This is a genomic window from Acinetobacter johnsonii CIP 64.6, from assembly GCF_000368045.1.
GTDB lineage: Bacteria > Pseudomonadota > Gammaproteobacteria > Pseudomonadales > Moraxellaceae > Acinetobacter > Acinetobacter johnsonii.
In genome coordinates this window covers 115,619-132,101 of record NZ_KB849236.1, presented here as the reverse complement: position 1 = coordinate 132,101, position 16,483 = coordinate 115,619, and the positions used below count along the sequence as shown (strand labels likewise).

Annotated in this window: 16 protein-coding genes and 2 pseudogenes; 7 read left to right on the top strand and 11 right to left on the bottom strand. The window is 41.6% G+C overall.

Annotated features, from left to right (window positions below):
• The first annotated feature begins 18 nt into the window (after nucleotides 1–18).
• Genes F986_RS11665 through F986_RS11655 form a run of 3 tightly spaced genes read left to right on the top strand, consistent with a single transcriptional unit; the run spans nucleotide 19 to nucleotide 1,779 of the window.
• On the top strand, nucleotides 19–900 hold the full coding sequence (locus F986_RS11665) for a MotA/TolQ/ExbB proton channel family protein (protein ID WP_004695317.1): 882 nt from the start codon (nucleotides 19–21) through the stop codon (nucleotides 898–900).
• Nucleotides 901–918: 18 nt separating this feature from the next.
• The gene (locus F986_RS11660; RefSeq protein ID WP_004695316.1) at nucleotides 919–1,344 is read left to right on the top strand and encodes an ExbD/TolR family protein; all 426 of its coding nucleotides are present in this window, start codon (nucleotides 919–921) and stop codon (nucleotides 1,342–1,344) included.
• Nucleotides 1,345–1,362: 18 nt separating this feature from the next.
• The gene (locus F986_RS11655) at nucleotides 1,363–1,779 is read left to right on the top strand and encodes an ExbD/TolR family protein (RefSeq protein WP_004695313.1); all 417 of its coding nucleotides are present in this window, start codon (nucleotides 1,363–1,365) and stop codon (nucleotides 1,777–1,779) included.
• A 73-nt stretch (nucleotides 1,780–1,852) separates the two neighbouring features.
• Here F986_RS11655 and bioD read toward each other — a convergent pair whose 3' ends face one another.
• From bioD to F986_RS11630, 5 genes are all read right to left on the bottom strand, one after another.
• A complete protein-coding gene (bioD, locus tag F986_RS11650; protein WP_004695311.1) occupies nucleotides 1,853–2,497 on the bottom strand; it encodes a dethiobiotin synthase in 645 nt (214 codons plus the stop codon).
• Nucleotides 2,494–3,273 carry a malonyl-ACP O-methyltransferase BioC gene (bioC, locus tag F986_RS11645; RefSeq protein ID WP_004695309.1) on the bottom strand — a complete coding sequence of 260 codons (780 nt, stop codon included), beginning with the start codon at nucleotides 3,271–3,273 and terminating at the stop codon, nucleotides 2,494–2,496. The genes bioD and bioC overlap by 4 nt, the downstream gene beginning before the upstream one ends.
• 7 nt (nucleotides 3,274–3,280) lie before the next feature.
• A complete protein-coding gene (locus tag F986_RS11640; RefSeq protein ID WP_004695307.1) occupies nucleotides 3,281–4,438 on the bottom strand; it encodes an 8-amino-7-oxononanoate synthase in 1,158 nt (385 codons plus the stop codon).
• Nucleotides 4,435–5,754 carry an adenosylmethionine--8-amino-7-oxononanoate transaminase gene (bioA, locus tag F986_RS11635; protein WP_004695306.1) on the bottom strand — a complete coding sequence of 440 codons (1,320 nt, stop codon included), beginning with the start codon at nucleotides 5,752–5,754 and terminating at the stop codon, nucleotides 4,435–4,437. The genes F986_RS11640 and bioA overlap by 4 nt, the downstream gene beginning before the upstream one ends.
• A 105-nt stretch (nucleotides 5,755–5,859) precedes the next feature.
• A complete protein-coding gene (locus tag F986_RS11630) occupies nucleotides 5,860–6,606 on the bottom strand; it encodes an alpha/beta hydrolase family protein (RefSeq protein WP_004695304.1) in 747 nt (248 codons plus the stop codon).
• Between the two features lie 163 nt (nucleotides 6,607–6,769).
• Between F986_RS11630 and F986_RS11625 the strand changes: the two genes are divergently transcribed.
• Nucleotides 6,770–7,330, top strand: a complete 561-nt coding sequence (locus tag F986_RS11625; RefSeq protein WP_017397004.1) for a peroxiredoxin — start codon at nucleotides 6,770–6,772, stop codon at nucleotides 7,328–7,330.
• A 101-nt stretch (nucleotides 7,331–7,431) separates the two neighbouring features.
• Here F986_RS11625 and ftn read toward each other — a convergent pair whose 3' ends face one another.
• The 5 genes from ftn to F986_RS11605 all read right to left on the bottom strand — a co-directional run bounded on the left by ftn (nucleotide 7,432) and on the right by F986_RS11605 (nucleotide 12,560).
• Entirely contained in the window at nucleotides 7,432–7,896 is a 465-nt protein-coding gene (gene ftn / locus F986_RS11620) for a heteropolymeric bacterioferritin subunit Ftn (protein ID WP_004695301.1), read from the bottom strand.
• A gap of 269 nt (nucleotides 7,897–8,165) precedes the next feature.
• Complete coding sequence (locus tag F986_RS11615) at nucleotides 8,166–9,797, bottom strand: PepSY-associated TM helix domain-containing protein (protein WP_004695297.1); 1,632 nt, start codon at nucleotides 9,795–9,797, stop codon at nucleotides 8,166–8,168.
• A 3-nt stretch (nucleotides 9,798–9,800) separates the two neighbouring features.
• Nucleotides 9,801–10,094, bottom strand: coding sequence for a hypothetical protein (locus F986_RS11610; RefSeq protein WP_004695295.1), 294 nt, complete (start codon nucleotides 10,092–10,094; stop codon nucleotides 9,801–9,803).
• On the bottom strand, nucleotides 10,060–10,350 hold the full coding sequence (locus F986_RS18280) for a hypothetical protein (protein WP_155118090.1): 291 nt from the start codon (nucleotides 10,348–10,350) through the stop codon (nucleotides 10,060–10,062). The genes F986_RS11610 and F986_RS18280 overlap by 35 nt, the downstream gene beginning before the upstream one ends.
• A gap of 74 nt (nucleotides 10,351–10,424) precedes the next feature.
• On the bottom strand, nucleotides 10,425–12,560 hold the full coding sequence (locus F986_RS11605) for a TonB-dependent receptor (protein ID WP_004695291.1): 2,136 nt from the start codon (nucleotides 12,558–12,560) through the stop codon (nucleotides 10,425–10,427).
• 275 nt (nucleotides 12,561–12,835) lie between these two features.
• On the opposite strand from F986_RS11605, the gene F986_RS11600 reads away from it, so the two are divergent.
• Nucleotides 12,836–13,903, top strand: a complete 1,068-nt coding sequence (locus F986_RS11600; protein WP_004695289.1) for an SDR family oxidoreductase — start codon at nucleotides 12,836–12,838, stop codon at nucleotides 13,901–13,903.
• Nucleotides 13,904–14,180: 277 nt separating this feature from the next.
• Here F986_RS11600 and F986_RS11595 read toward each other — a convergent pair.
• A pseudogene (locus tag F986_RS11595) lies at nucleotides 14,181–15,065 on the bottom strand (helix-hairpin-helix domain-containing protein); the annotation flags it as partial.
• Nucleotides 15,066–15,179: 114 nt separating this feature from the next.
• Between F986_RS11595 and F986_RS11590 the strand changes: the two are divergent.
• Together F986_RS11590 and F986_RS11585 are read left to right on the top strand one after the other, a co-directional pair.
• On the top strand, nucleotides 15,180–16,121 hold the full coding sequence (locus tag F986_RS11590) for a hypothetical protein (RefSeq protein ID WP_004695285.1): 942 nt from the start codon (nucleotides 15,180–15,182) through the stop codon (nucleotides 16,119–16,121).
• Between the two features lie 12 nt (nucleotides 16,122–16,133).
• A pseudogene (locus tag F986_RS11585) lies at nucleotides 16,134–16,483 on the top strand (transposase); the annotation flags it as partial.

The window sequence follows — 16,483 nt, the reverse complement described above, 5'->3', positions numbered from 1 at the left end:
GACATTAGGAGTTACACAATGCAAAAATTAAAAAACTTTACCGCAGCAAGCCTACTTGGAATGAGCACATTACTTCCTCTACAAGCTGTTTTCGCAGAGGAAACCGCTGCGCCCACTACAGCACTGACTACACCAGTCACTACGACTGAGAAAGCAGCAACACCTGTTCCCCCACCCTTAGCTGAGAAAGCACCTTCTGCTTCAGAAAAAGTACATAACCCTTATGGCTTAGAAGCAATGTGGAAAGAAGGTGATCTGGTGTCTAAAGTGACGTTGTTTATTTTGGTGATTATGTCGATTGGGACATGGTACATCATTATTACCAAGTGCTTACAACAAGGCAAAATCCGTAAACAAGGCCAACATGCCGATAAAAACTTTTGGGAAGCAACCTCTCTTGATACTGCAACTGAAGGTTTAGATGATGCTAGTGTGTATCGCTTTATTGCTGAAAAAGGCATTAAGTCGACAAAAAACCATGGTGGAACATTATTAGAGCGTATCGACTTTAATACTTGGGTCACTATCTCGATTCAACGCGCTATTGACAAAATTCACAGCCATTTAAGTGGTGGGCTGGCTTTTCTAGCAACTGTAGGTTCAACCGCACCTTTCGTGGGTTTATTCGGTACGGTTTGGGGCATTTATCATGCGTTAACCGCGATTGGAGTATCGGGTCAAGCATCTATTGATAAAGTCGCAGGCCCTGTGGGTGAAGCCTTAATTATGACTGCAATTGGTTTAGCCGTGGCTGTTCCAGCAGTGCTTGGTTACAACTGGTTAACCCGTCGAAATAAAGCCGTAATGGAAGAAGTTCGTACCTTTGGTTCAGACCTGCATGCTGTGCTGTTAAGTGGTGAAATCAGTACCAATAATCCTGTTAACCGTGACATGAAATAAGAACATGAGGAATCAGCCATGGGAATGATGGTAAATTCAAATGACAGCGATGATGATGTAATCGGAACCATTAATACCACCCCTCTGGTTGATATTATGTTGGTTTTACTGATTATTTTTCTCATTACAGTGCCTGTTGCGATTCATACCGTGCCAGTCAATTTGCCTGAAGAAAAGAATGTGCCTTATGAAACCAAACCTGAAAATATTCAACTTGCAGTCAATAAAAATGGCGATATTTTCTGGAATGAAAGTTACATTGCCGACAAAGCCACCTTACTGGCACGACTACAAACAGAGGCACAAAAGAGACCTCAGCCCGATGTCCACATTCGTGGTGACCAACTTACGCCATACGATGCGATTGACCAAGTCATTACCACCACGCAGCAAGCGGGGATTGGCAAAATTGCCTTTGTCACCACACCGCCCTCTTCACCTTAATCAAAGAAGGATTCAGCTATGGGTATGAATGTTGGTTCCAATCAAGATGATGAAGATGTGATGCTTGATGTCAACATGACGCCTTTGATTGATGTCATGTTGGTATTACTGATTATGTTCATTATCACGATTCCATTGCCAAACAACGCCATTAATATCAACCTCCCGAATGGCACACCACCACCAGTTCAGGAAAAACCCCCTGAAATCGTGGAACTACGCTTAGATGCTCAAGGCAAAATGTTTTGGAATGAACAAGCTGTGGAGTCCAAACAAGCGCTCGAAGCCTTATTTCAAACCGTTGCTCAAAAAGCAGATCAAGACCAAATTAAACTCAAAGCTGACCGCGCAACGGAATATAAATACATTGCGATGGTCATGGCCGCAGCCCAACGCCTTGATGTAAAAAAAATTGGAGTCGTGAGTAATCAGTAAATAAAACCGTCAAAAAAACCGCTGACAACTTTTGCTGTTAGCGGTTTTTTTATTTTTTTAGGGACTCTGCGAATTACTTCAATACGGGAATGTCGATCCACAATGCTTGCGAAAAATGTGTCGCCAAATAAGCTTTTAAATAGGTCGCGGTATCTTTAGAAATGAGTTCATCTTGTGACTCATCATTTAAGTTATAGGCTAAAGCATAGAGCTCCAAACCACGACTTTTCAGTGCTTCTAAACTTAAAATGGTATGGTTAATACTGCCCAAACGCCCCGAACTCACCAAAATTACAGGCAGTTGCTTGGCTGCAATATAGTCAATGCTGAGCAGAACTGTGGTTAAAGGCACCATCAAACCACCCGCACCTTCTAACAACACCACCTCATATTTTTCAGCCAGCTGCTGAGTAGCACGCTCGATTTTTGCAAAATCAATCTCACGACCATCAATTTTAGTCGCTAAATGTGGCGATGCAGGATAACTAAAAATTTCAGGCATGGTCAGCTTACTGTCATCTTCAGGAAACCAGCCCATACCCATAATTTTACGGTGCTGTTCAATGTCTTCAGAAACATCCACATTACCCGTTTGCACTAACTTTTGGGTAATGGTTTTTTGGCCTTGTTCATTCCAGAGCTTGGCTAAGTAGCCCGTGGTATAGGTTTTCCCAATGCCTGTATCGATTCCACTGATAAAGTAAACTGATCCAGTCATGGCATTCTCCGTGCAATACAATAAATAGGGTGATAACTCAGGCGATAATAAATCTGCCCAGAGGTATCGAGTTGTGAAAATTGTCGATAATCTTGATAAAAGCGTTCAAGCGAGTGCTTGGTCCAACGAAAGCTCGATGCAGTTGCCGTGACACCTGTGGCTTTTAAATGTTGCAGTACCTGTTTCGGTGTCGCAAAGTCTAAGTACTCAATCTGTTCAGACAAATGCAGAACTTCAAATCCTTGGTTTTGCAATTTTTCCCGTAGTTGATCGAGGTTGACATAATCTAAACCTTGCCCCGTTAAGGTCTTAATCTCTTGTAAATTCCGCTCACCAAAAGTGGAAAAACAAAATAGACCTTGTGGAAGCAGACTGTCATTCGCTTTCTGAAAAACAGCAGCAAGATCTGTCATCCACTGCAACGCAGACGTCGATACAATCAGTTCCAAATGAGCTGGAAAAACGAGCTGTTCAATATCGCCCAATAACCAATCTATATTTGAATAACCCTGAAAGTGCTGCTGCACCTCGGCATATAAGTCATTCAGTAGATAGTGCTGAATTTGGAAATCCTTCAGCAATAAATGACTTAAATTGCCTGAACCACAACCAATTTCAAACACCCGCTCAAATTGCGTTTTAACGGCATAACCTTGGATTAAATTAAAAAGCTGGCGTGCAATTTGCTTTTGAACAACCGCATGCTCACTGTAGCTTTTTCCTGCCTGAGCAAAGCGCAATGCGACTTGTGCTTTATCAATCTCTAAATTCTTCACGACTCACTCACAACAACTGAATCAACTGATCTAAATCAGTATGGCGAACTTGAGCGGTCAAGGAAATACGTAGTCTAGAACTATGCTGCGGCACAGTCGGTGGTCGTACAGGCATAATATAAAAACCCGATTGTTGCAAAGCTTTTGCCTTCTCTACCGTTTTGCTCGAATCCCCGATGATCACAGGGACAATTTGAGACGTTGATGGACAATCAAAACCTTTGGCTTGAACTGCTTGCTGTAGACGCTGACTGATACTGTGTAAATGCTGACGTGCATTATTTAACTGCAAGACTTGTTGCAAGATAAAGTTGCTCCACGCCATGCAGATCGGCGGTTGTGCAGTACTAAAAATCAATGGGCGCATCGTATTGATCAGATAGTCTCGAATCACAGGGTGACAAATCAGATAGCCGCCGATTGAAGCCATGGCCTTACCCAAAGCACCAACTAAAAAGTCGATCTCATCAATCACTTGATATTGCTCTGCACAGCCCAAGCCTTGCTCACCACGCACACCGATGCCATGTGCTTCATCGACATAGAGCATGACTTTTTCAAACTGTTTTTTGATGCGGACCAATTCAGCCAAATCGGTTTCATCACCATCCATACTAAAAATGGACTCGGTCACCACAATGATCCGCTCAAAAGTATCATCGGCATGATACTTGTGTAAAAGTTGGGTTAAATGCGCCAAGTCATTATGGCGATAACGTACCAACTTCGCAGTCGATAAACGAATACCATCAATCATGCTGGCATGGATTAATTTATCAGCCAGAATTAGAGTTTTACTGTCCGCTAGCGCAGGTAAAATACCAATATTCATGTGATAGCCGCTGTTGAATACCAAAGCAGCGCGACCATGAAAAGCCTGACTTAAACTGGCCTCAAACTGTTCATATTCAGGAAAATTACCCGTCAATAAGCGTGAAGAAGCTGAACTCATCCAGCGCTGTGCATTTGGTGTTTCATCGAAAAACTGTTCTCGTAATTCAATATTTGCAGCCAATCCTAGATAGTCATTCGATGCCAAATTCAACATTTCATGATCATTAATTCGAATCATCCGCCCTTGCTGCACATTGGACGTGAACTGGCGCAAATTGCCTTGCTGTTTAAGCAAATCCAACTGCGCTGCAAAATGCTCTACATGCTTCATACAACAGGCTCCTGCATCTGCACCACCACTTCAACCAATTGCTCAAGCAAGGTATTCAGTTCCTGTGAGGTAATCACATAAGGGGGCATCACATAAACCAACTTCCCAAACGGTCGCACCCAAATACCACGGCGGACAAACTCCTGTTGTAAGGTCTTCATATCTACATTAAACGTCAGCTCAACCACACCGATGGCCCCCAATACACGAACCTCATATACATATTCAAGTGACTGCAACGGTGTCAAAGCGGTACGAAGTTGTGTTTCGATGCGTTGAATATTGCTTTGCCAATCTTGTGAAATGAGGAGTTCTGTACTTTTCGCCGCCACCGCACACGCCAAGGGATTGGCCATAAACGTTGGACCATGCATAAATACGCCCGCTTCGCCTCGACTGATGGTTTCAGCAATATGCTTTGTGGTTAAGGTTGCAGACAAGGTCATATAGCCGCCTGTCAAACCTTTACCCATACACATAATGTCAGGTTCGACCTGTGCATGCTCCCAAGCAAAGAGTTTCCCTGTACGCCCAAAACCCGTCGCAATTTCATCAAAAATCAGTAAAACACCGTATTTTTCGCAGAGCAATTTGGCCTGTCGTAAGTACTCAGGATGATAAAAACGCATCCCACCTGCACCCTGAACAATCGGCTCAATAATCAGCGCGGCGATACTTTCATGCTGTGTTGCTAAGGTAGTTTCAAGCTCCCGAATGTCCTTCTGATCCCACGCTGCATCAAAGGCAACTTGCGGTGCAGGAACAAAAATACGATTGGGTAAACTTGAGCCAAAAATTTGATGCATCCCTGTGACAGGGTCACAGACCGACATCGCATTCCATGTATCACCATGGTAGCCCGAACGCGGAGTGACAAAATTGGTTTTGTCTTGTTTCCCAAGCGAAGTCCAATATTGAACTGCCATCTTTAACGCTACTTCAACCGCAACAGAACCCGAGTCTGCATAGAAAATTTTATCTAAACTGGGCGGGGTGATTTGCAAGAGTAATTTGCCCAGTTGAATGGCGGGATCATGGCTAAAACCACCAAACATAATATGCGACATGTTTTGCAGCTGATCTGTCACGGCCTGATTCAATTCAGGATGGTTATAGCCGTGTATGGTGCACCACCACGAAGACATTCCATCAATCAGCTGACGACCATCATCTAACTCAATGGTTGAACCAAAGGCTTTTTTGACTTTAAAGGTAGGAAGCGGATTGGTCATCGAAGTATAAGGATGCCAAATATGTTCCCGATCAAATGCTAAGTCATCCAACTCACCATCCAATTTGGCATTGCTCTTAGTCATCCTTAACTCCATATCGACTACAGTTACAGCAAAATTTCAATTTGACTGATCTTAAACCTGCGCGCATCAAAAAGAAATTGCGATATTCGCCACTCAGCGAATTGTTTAATCCATTTTTTGTAAATATTGGCAGATTTTGTCAGTTACTTCATCGACATGAAAAACTGGAAGTCCATGTGAACCACTTAAAAGCATCGTATCTAAAAAATTTGCACCTAAAGCTTTTAAATTATCCAAGACTTTGTAGCTAACTAAAAAATCTTGTTTAGCCAGCAGATGGAGTTGATGCCCCGTATAATTTTGTAAGATCTCAACCGTATTTAAATGCTCTAAACAATTGAGTCCCTGTTCTAACAGATCTAAAGATTGAGGCTGAAGCAAACTTTGCAACTGCAAAAAATCTTGCTTGGTGGTTGCCGTCCCTTGGCATACCATAAATCCAAATTTCTTTAAGGTTGCAATCGCATCTTCTTCGAAGGATTTTTTAAAGCTTTGAAATGTCGCTGGACTCATCGCAGTTGGCCAGTTTTCATGCGCCACAAAGCACGGATTTGAAGCCAGAGTGATTAATATTTTTTGCTGTTGATACTGCTGTTCAACAGCATCGACCAATAAAGTCGCCAGTTGCCCCCCCAAAGACCAACCGATAATGACATCAAAGTCTTTGGCTTGTTCAGCATGTTGCTGCAACGCCTGTGTATCCAATCCATTAAAAATATTGATCAGCTCAACCATATGGCCTTTATGCTGCAAAGCATGAGTTAAAGGTTGCAGTAACTTGGCTCCACCACCCCAGCCCGTGATGAGTAAAATACGTTGATTCAATGCAGACTCTAAAACTGTAAATTTCAAACAGTATAAAACCTCAGACTCCGTTGCAAAGCAAGCCCTTTGAATGAACAGCAAATTTAAATAAATAATTCAGATTTAGACACCAGAATCTCAGCACTTTAGTGCCTTAAAATTTGCTAAGATCAATGAAATACATTTCTGGACAGCCTACACCATGAAAATAATGCAAGTGGCAACGATTAGCTTACTTTCGCTAGGTAGTTTCTGTGCCATCAGTAATGCCACTTATGCAGCACCAGCTTTTTCAAGCGCTTCATCAGACCAAAAACAATGGGTGGGCAAGCCCGCACCGAGTTTTAAGTTACAAGATCAAAATGCCAAATGGCATGAGCTCAAACAATATCAAGGCAAATGGATCGTTCTGTATTTTTATCCGAAAGATGACTCGCCGGGCTGCACCCAAGAAGCCAATCAGTTTAAAGCACTCTACCCACAATTTAGCAAAAATAATGCGGTGGTCTTAGGCGTGAGTTTGGACGATGTACAGTCACATCAAAAATTTTCGAAAAAGTTGGGACTGAATTTCCCTATTTTGGCTGATCACAATCATCAACTGGCAAATCAACTCGGCATCGTGCGGAACTTGGGCATCGCGAAAATTGCGAAACGTGAAACCTTTCTGATTGACCCACAAGGTACGGTGGTCTATCACTACAGCAGTGTGAATACCCAAACCCATGCAGGACAAGTATTAGCAGATATTCAAAAGTTCTCTAAAAAATAACCCATACAAAAAAGCCTTCGGACATTGATTCGAAGGCTTTTTGATTACTCAGTACGTAAATGCAAAAGCCACCTTTACATAAAACTGGTAGCTGGCATCTCTTACATTTGAGACTGAATATAGTTTTGCAGACCAATCAATTCAATTAAACGTAATTGTTTTTCTAACCAATAAGTATGATCTTCTTCGGTATCTGACATTTGCTGACGTAACATGTCACGGGTAATGTAATCACCCTTTTCTTCACACAATTTTACGCCTTGCGCTAATTTTTCACGTACATGATATTCAAGCTTTAAATCGGCTTTTAAGCATGAAACGACATCTTCACCAATTTCAACGTCATCACGTTGCATATTCGGTGTGCCTTCCAAAAACAAAACCCGGCGAATGATCGCATCCGCATGCTGTGCTTCTTCTTGCATTTCATGATCGATACGTTCAAAGATTTTGCTCAAACCCCAATCTTCATACATACGTGAATGAATGAGATATTGATCGCGTGCAGCCAATTCTCCACCGATCAACATATTTAAGTAGTCTACGACTTCAGGATTGCCACGCATTTCAAAATCTCCATTCTCTAATGCAACTATTATGGACACATTTAATTCACTTTGCAAAAGATAAATTATGTAAGTTTATGATTTTTATAAAATTAAAATGAGAAACATACGCATTTGCAGTATGAATCATCAAAATAATAGTTATAAAAGAAGCCTTTGCAAAACTTCATCCCTTTTGCAAAGGCTTTTTAGGCTTGAACAGCCCTGTGCTTCATTTTGTAACCATTAAAAATGCTTCTTATTTCAGCCTTGGAACGGTATTCATTCTTTCACTTGTTCTGAGCAACGGACCAAAGAGAACCCACTTCTGCGGACTGGACTCGGGCCTGAGCTTGGCGATAAAAACGGAAAAATAACCCTGCAAAAAGAATAGCAAAGACGTCAATCCACCATAAAGAGGAAGAAGATGACCATAGTCCAATCTCAGGTAAGAGCAGTGCTATAGCAGAAGTCAAAGGCATGAGCAGTAAAACAATCACAATCGACAGCAGTAACGTTGGTAAAGCTCGTGCCGCACCCAATACGAAGCTAAACATTAAGCTGAAAATAAAAATCGCATAATAGATATACATAAACCATGCGTTGATGCTGTGTAGTTCAGGACTGAGTACATAGGCCCAGCGCCCGATCAACATACTCATAACAATACCAAAGACCGTTCCCAAACATGCCCCTATGGTTAAGTTTGCAATGAATTGCACATCTTTACGCTGTGCAGGTGGTACTAAATTTGGATTTTTTTGTCGTTTCACTCGAGATTCAATCCATAGAATATTACCTGAGTAAAATAAAAATGCCCCGGCTAGACCCAAGGCCAAATACAACCAACGGGTAAAATCTCCGCCATAGTTACCAAAGTGCAAACTGAACATCGATCGAATCAGTTGATCTAGACCAGAACTCTGCGTATTTAAATTGGCTGTACTATAGGGTGCGGGCTGATAAGGATTGAAAAACATCACGTCGAAGTTATCACCGCGTAACATCTGATCTGGGCTATATAAACTGACGCGTGCCGATGCCTTGGCGGGTTGGTCTAGATTGTTAAAGCTTACAGACGAGACCTCATAGCCCTGTGCTTGTTGCTGTACCTGTAAGAGTATTTTTTCAACATCTAGCTGAGGAACTGGATCTGTAATCTGCACCGCAGCGGGACGTTCAAACAATGGTTTGCCTTTGGACACCAACTGCCCCAAGCCATCATAAAATAGATCATGAAATGCAAAAACAATTACCGTCACACTAATCAAAATATGAAACGGTAAACTGGTAATGCCAATCACATTATGCGCATCGAGCCAAAAGCGTTTTTTGTTCTTACCTTGCCGTATCGCAAAGTAGTCTTTGACCAACGTCGGCAAGAGGATGATTAAACCTGTCATTAGCGCCAAAAAATATAAGACAGATACCACACCCATCACATAAACACCGAGTGTATGATGCCCAAGCATTCCCGGAATGCCTGCCGTTTCGTGCAGTTGTTCAATCAACCAACCTAGTTTGGATAAGTTTTCTTGTTCAACCTGTAGAGTGCCATCTGGTTTCAGTGTCGCTAACATCGCGCTTTGATCGGTATCGAAAGCATGATCATCATGTGTTTGACTTTGCGCAGGTTGCCACTGAATCGGGGCATAATGAAACTCTTTGGAGTTTAAGTTGATCTGGAAACTTTTTTGCGCTTCAGGATACTGCTGCTGTACCTGTGACACCAAATCGTTGTACTGATGGAATTCAACCGTATTTAAACTTTGTTGCGGTGGCGTTGCCCACTTACTCAAATCATGCTGAAAAATACTCAGCCCACCTGCAAAAAAGCAAATGAACAAGAGAATGCCTGCGCAAATTCCTACCCACGTATGTAACTCTTTGGCCAGTCGGAGAATATCTGTACGTACCTTCATGCCCTATTCCCCTCTGAGCCAAAACACAAGTGTGTAAGCCACGATATTGAAAAACAGATAAATCACAATGGACTGCCATCCACGTGGAATAAAATAGGCCACGAAAAAGAGTGGTAACCAAATCCACGGAATCGACCACATCCCTAACTGTGGAGCAAGACTACGATACTCAGATTGCAGTCCCCACATTGTGATTAATGCAGCTAAAGCGAAAGCTAGGCTGAGTCCAAGAACTGCTCCTGCAAAGCTTTTCGTCCACCAGTCAGGTTGTATATTTTGATCGCGTAGCAACGTCATGCGTCAAAGCCCCATGTAATAAAGGAATAAACGGCAGTACTGACCACAACACCAATGGCATCAGTAACCACATCAACACCGCTACCAGTTTTGGTAATACCGCCAGTAAAAGAACCAATGCCAAAACAAAAATAATCCACCCGACCCAACGATACTTTTTCGCCACAGTCTGTTTAAGAACCGTTTGGTTAGGATGGGTCAAATACAGCAGCACACAACTACCACAGCACAGGAGTAAACCGAGAAATTTCATCATTGCGTTCAACTTAAATGAGGCAGCATTCAGACATAAAAAAAGCCCACTGCATCGCAATGGGCTGTTCAGTAAAATTAGAAATCGAAAGTGACGCCAAGTTTATAGGTACGTGCACCACCAACCGTTGCATAGTAAGAGTTGAACACACCTTCCCAATATTTTTCATCGGTTAAGTTATTTACATTGGCTCTAAAGATAGTATTTACACCACCAATTTTTGTCGCATATTTAGCCCCCAAATCCACAATCGTATAATCAGGCAGTTCTAACTTATTTGTAGTATCTAAATACTGCTCGCTGATATAAGAAGCACGACCATTTACACTCAAGCCCTCAACGACAGGTATTTTATAGTCCAAACCTAGCCCCGCAGTAAAATCAGGTGTACCGATTACAGTATTGCCAACTTGAGATGCTGTCCCTGATTTCACATATTCAGCATCGATATAAGCTAAGTTCGCCATCAAACTTAAGTCTTCGGTTAGCTGTCCTGCTGTTGAAAGTTCGATACCGCGTGAACGCGTCTCGGCGTCATCTTTGACCGCTTTACTGATTGTGTCTTGATAAACTTCAGGCTTTTCAATTTGATAAAGTGCTAATGTATTGAGCCAAGATCCTATTTGGTATTTTGTTCCTAACTCATATTGTTTAGTTTGATAAGGCGCAAATGTCGTTCCCTGATTTGTTGCAGTTGGATAAGTAATATCTGAAACTGTTACCCCTTCAGATAGTCCTTCCACATAACTTGCATAGAAAGATAAATCTTCACCAAATGGTTTAACCACTACACCTAAACTTGGCGATAGTTTATCCGATGAGTATTTTGTCTTTTTATATAAGTTTTTAGTGTCAATATCTTGGTAACGTGCACCTAAAATCACTTGTAATTTATCGTCTAACATCGACATTTGGTCAGTTAAGGTATAACTGATATAGCGGTTGTCTGCATAAGGTACGATAGTTGGATATGACGTAGGCATTTGTTCAGATGCATCTACAATTGGGTTATAAAGGTTAGTATCAAACGCATTTGATGTTGCTGCTGAATGCTGCCAATAATTGCGTGTCAGATAATCTGCGCGTAAGCCAAGTGTATGTTGGATGGCACCTGTATCAAACTTACCTTCTAGCCCAAGATTAGCTGCGACAGCATGTTCTTGATAACCCACTCGATAATACTGTGAACTTGCGGCGCCTGTAGTCGCATTTTGCACAATCATCCGTGTGCCAAAAATATGTCCAGAATATTCTTTTTCTGTATATCCTGCTCCCCCAAATACTTTTAAATCAGGACTAAATTTATATTCGCCTGATGCCCCTACATATTGGCTATTTTGCTCACCGTGAATGTTTGGGAAGAAATTACTATCCCCACTCGGAGCCGCAATAACCTGTTTGATTGTACCCATACTTACCATAACAGGTGAACCATTATCACGCTTATCTCGTACCGCATAAGCGTCAAAGTTTAGTTTTAACTTATCCGTTGTATAGTCAAGTGCCACGACACCTGTTGCATTGGTATCATCCATCCCCTCAACGATATGTTCACCTTGTCCATAAGAACTGCTGACACGTACACCAAATTCATTGTTGTCGCCTAAACGTCTTGCAACATCGAAGCCTGACTTATAGTAGCCATCATCTTCATAGCTTGCACTTACACGTGTCAGATCTTGCTTGGCACGTTTGGTTTGTGCCATGACTACACCACCAACACCACCGGCTGGCGCCATACCAGCGACCAAGGCATTTGGACCTTTAAGTACAGTGACCGAATCAATAATATCGGTCGGAATTCGACCTGTAGGTGCCATGCCATATAAGCCATTGATGTTGTAGTCTTCAAAACCCACAAAGAAACCACGAATCTGAACATTTTCATTTAAATGGCCTGAATTGGTCGTTTCACGAATACTCGGATCATTTTTAAGAACTTCAGAAACCGTCGCTGCTTGACTATCGATCATGGTTTTGGCGGTATATGTGGTGACACTAAAAGGTGTGTCAATCACAGACTTATTCCCTAAAGCACCCAAGTCAGCTGCCTTCGCCAATTTACCATCGGCATAGCCTTGTTGTGATTGCGCTTCTGATTTTAAGGCAGGTAAAACTGAAACCTCCTCTGCAAAAGCAAGCTGTAAACAGCCTCCACCCATCATCAAAAGCCCAACAGAGCTTGCAAGAATTTTCTTAGAGAAGGATTTCATTTTAAACAACGCTTATTTTTAAATGAGAATCATTATTATATGTAAAATAATTATCATTATTTATTGTATTTTATCATTTGACTTATCTATATGATCTAAAATACAAATTTAAGATTACTGCTAAAAAATACGTTTTACTCGCTCATTTTCAATACAGTTTGGTGCAGTATTATAAAATGACGCATAAGTCAGACACCTGTTCACCCCATAGGCAAAGACTTTCATGGCATTCACGTTTACACTAAGCCAATACTTAAAACAACAATGGGTAATCTATGACAAACTTAGCAACACAAGCACCGGTACTGGTCACAGGTGCATCGGGTTATATTGCCAGTTGGGTGATTCAAAAATTATTAACCCAAGGTTATACCGTTCATGCCACTGTACGTGACCTGAACAAAACCCAAAGCTTCGCGCATTTATCTAAAATTGCAGACAGCAGTGCTGGAACACTGAAACTCTTTAAAGCCAATTTGCTTGAACCCAATTCCTTTAAAGAAGCGATGCAAGGCTGTGAAATTGTCTTTCATATGGCCTCTCCTTTCGTCGTTACCAACTATAAAGATGCGGTAAAAGACATCATTGAACCTGCTGTTTTAGGTACAGAAAATGTCTTAAACACCGTGAATGAAACCGAATCCGTTAAACGCGTCATCGTCACTTCGAGTATTGCGTCGACCTATGGCGATGCCATTGATATTTTAAAAACAGATCATAATACTTTTGATGAAAGTCACTGGAACACCAGCAGTTCCGAGACCCATCAACCTTATCCATATTCTAAAGTGATGGCTGAGCGTAAAGCTTGGGAAATGGCTGAGGCACAAGATCGTTGGCAGTTGGTATGCATTAACCCTGCGTTGGTCTTTGGTCGTTCATTGACACCAAATACACAGTCAGGCTCAATTGAGGTCTTACAACAGTTTACCAATGGTTTGACTTTAGCTGGTGTCCCACCTATGTGGAATGGTGTAGTCGATGTTCAAGATGTTGCTGAAGCTCACTTACAAGCAGCATTCAACCCAGAAGCAACGGGTCGTTACATCGTAAGTGGTGGAACTTTAAGTCTGCTTGAAATCGGTCAATTGCTTAAAGCACATTTTGGTTGGAAGTTCCCATTTCCACGAAATGAACTTCCTAAAGCAGCTTTTAAGGTGATTGGTCCATTCATTGGTTTTAGCCGCGAGTTTGTTGAGTTGAATATGGGTTATCAGATTTATTTTGATGCGAACAAGAGCCAAAAAGAATTGGGTTTAGAGTATCGAGATGTCAAAGAAAGCTTGGTTGAGCACTTTCAACAATTGCTCGATGACGGTGTCATCAAGCAATATATTCCTTGAAATAAACAACCTAAGTTTGACTTAAATATTTCTCCAGCTTATTGAAGAAATGATCTTGACGGAGTCTTATCAAGTTCTCACCCCCATTTCATCATTAGCCTGCAGCTGGCCCTACTTTTGTTTCGGCAAAAGTAGGCAAAACCATTGTCATCTGCAAAACCTGACCACTTTTTGATGTATCAGAAATATGTCGCAGAAACATTAGCTTTTTTACACCACGCAGGTTGCAGATGACGTGCCCAAGTATCATATTTCTGATTTAACCTGAGTCAACAATCTAAACCGCTAATTGTCCATAATCTTTCATCAGTTGAATAAACTCAGCTTCATTGATCACAGCAATCCCAAGTTTCTCCGCTTTATCCAACTTTGAACCTGCTTTTTCACCTGCAACAACACACTTAGTTTTACTCGACACACTACCACTGACACGTGCGCCCAGTGCTTGCAAGAGTTGTGTTGCTTCATCACGCCCCATCGTACTGAGTGTGCCAGTCACGACCCAACTTTCGCCATTTAGAGGTTGACGACTCGGTGCCACAGGCGCGTCCCAGTGAATACCTGCCGCCAATAATCGGTCTAAAACTTCAAGATTATGCGGCGCTTGGAAAAAGTCGACAATCCACTCCGCCGTGATATCCCCCACATCTGGAGTTTTCTTTAAAGCGTCAATGTCTGCTACACGTAGCACATCTAAAGTTTGGAAAGTATTGGCCAACATACGTGCTGTGGTTTCACCCACTCCACGAATCCCTAGTGCATAAATAAATGCAGCCAAAGTGGTTTTCTTACTATTTTCAATCGAATCAATCAAGTTCTGAACGGACTTCTCACCCATTTTTTCAATGGTTAATAGTTTTTCTCGGTGCTCATGTAGGTGATAAATATCGGCTACATCTTTAAGCAAATCAAGATGTAACAGTGATTCGACCCAACGATCCCCCAAACCTTCAATATCAAGCGCTTTACGTGACACGAAGTGGCGAATTGCCTCAATACGCTGTGCAGCACAATACAAACCACCAGAGCAACGTGCTAAAGCTTCACCTTCGGGCATCACCACTGGCGATTCACACACGGGACATTGACTCGGGAGTTCAACTTCAGTCGCATCGACAGGACGGAACTCAGGCCACACTTTTTCCACTTTGGGAATCACATCGAAGTGTCACCTTATAACTAACTTTTCATCACTCAGATATTATTGTAATAACTGAAATTTTGATATAAAACTAGAGCATCTTCACTAGTTGAAACTATCAAAAAGGGAATAGCTGTGATAAATCATGACGAAAGGCTCATTTTTTTATCTAAGTTTATTGGTGTAGGTGAGTTGGTCAGAAAATGGATTGATTCTAAGAGCACGAATCAGCAACCCTTGCTTTCCCTTATCTTGATTCGGTACGTCGAACTGATCCATTCTCCTTTCAACAATGATGATACCAACGAGCTAATTATTAACCTTACTTACATTCGTGCTGACCTTTGCCAGCGGTATAAATTTAAATATGCGAATGAAAGGTACAAAAAGATTTGCTTGCTAATAAAGCACATGATTGATGAGAGCTATTTCAAAGGCGGAAATGTCGATGGTCTATTTTTCCTCATATGTACTCTCACTGAATCTCAATATGAAGCCTGTAAGTCTGAGAAAATTCCATTCGAGGTTTCTCTCAAGTTCAACTATGACCTTTCGAAATCAGATACAGTAGACAACGCTAAAAATCATCCCCTCTCACCTACTGTCGTGCTAAGACTTGAATACTTATCTAGCTTCCTGAATAGTGATGTATCGAAATTGATTGCTAATTTTGTATCTCAGTCAAGTATCAACCGACGAACTGAACTCACTCTGTTATTAGTGACGTACTTGAAGGTTCTATGCAAGGCACTTAACAACCGAGATACAGATATGCTACTCCAAAACCTAACATATATGCGCTCGGACATCTGCCGAAGACAACGCTTTTCAATGTTCAAGCGTAATGCAGGGCACCTTAGAATGCTTGTAATGCACTTCCTTAAAGAGCGCTATTTACATGAAGGTTCAGTTTATAAATTAGCAGTTGCTTTTGATAAAGTTACCGAATCAAAGTATAAAATTTATTTGTCTGAGAGCATTCCTAAAGAAGTTTTTGATAAATTCGATCATAATTTTACTAATCCAGATTTACGCTCTATGAACCGTACCGGGTTTGTCGGAGAGTCAATATTCTGAGAGACTATCCCGATGACAAAATTAAAATATACCCCTGAAATCAGAGAAAGATCGGTTCAATTATTGATTGAATCTGAAAAAGATTATCCTTCTACTTGGGCTGCAATCACAGCAATTGCGCCTAAGATTGGTTGTACTCCTGAAACACTTCGTGCCTGGCATCAAAAGCATTTAGATCAGCAAAATCCTATTAAAGTACAACAGATATCTGATCAAGAAAAAATGAGGCAAATGGAACGTGAAATTAAAGAATTAAAGCGTGCCAATGAAATTCTACGTAAAGCAGCCGCTTTTTTCGCCCAGGCGGAGCTCGACCGCCCACACAAATAATGGTGGATTTTATCCATAACAATAAAGATCGA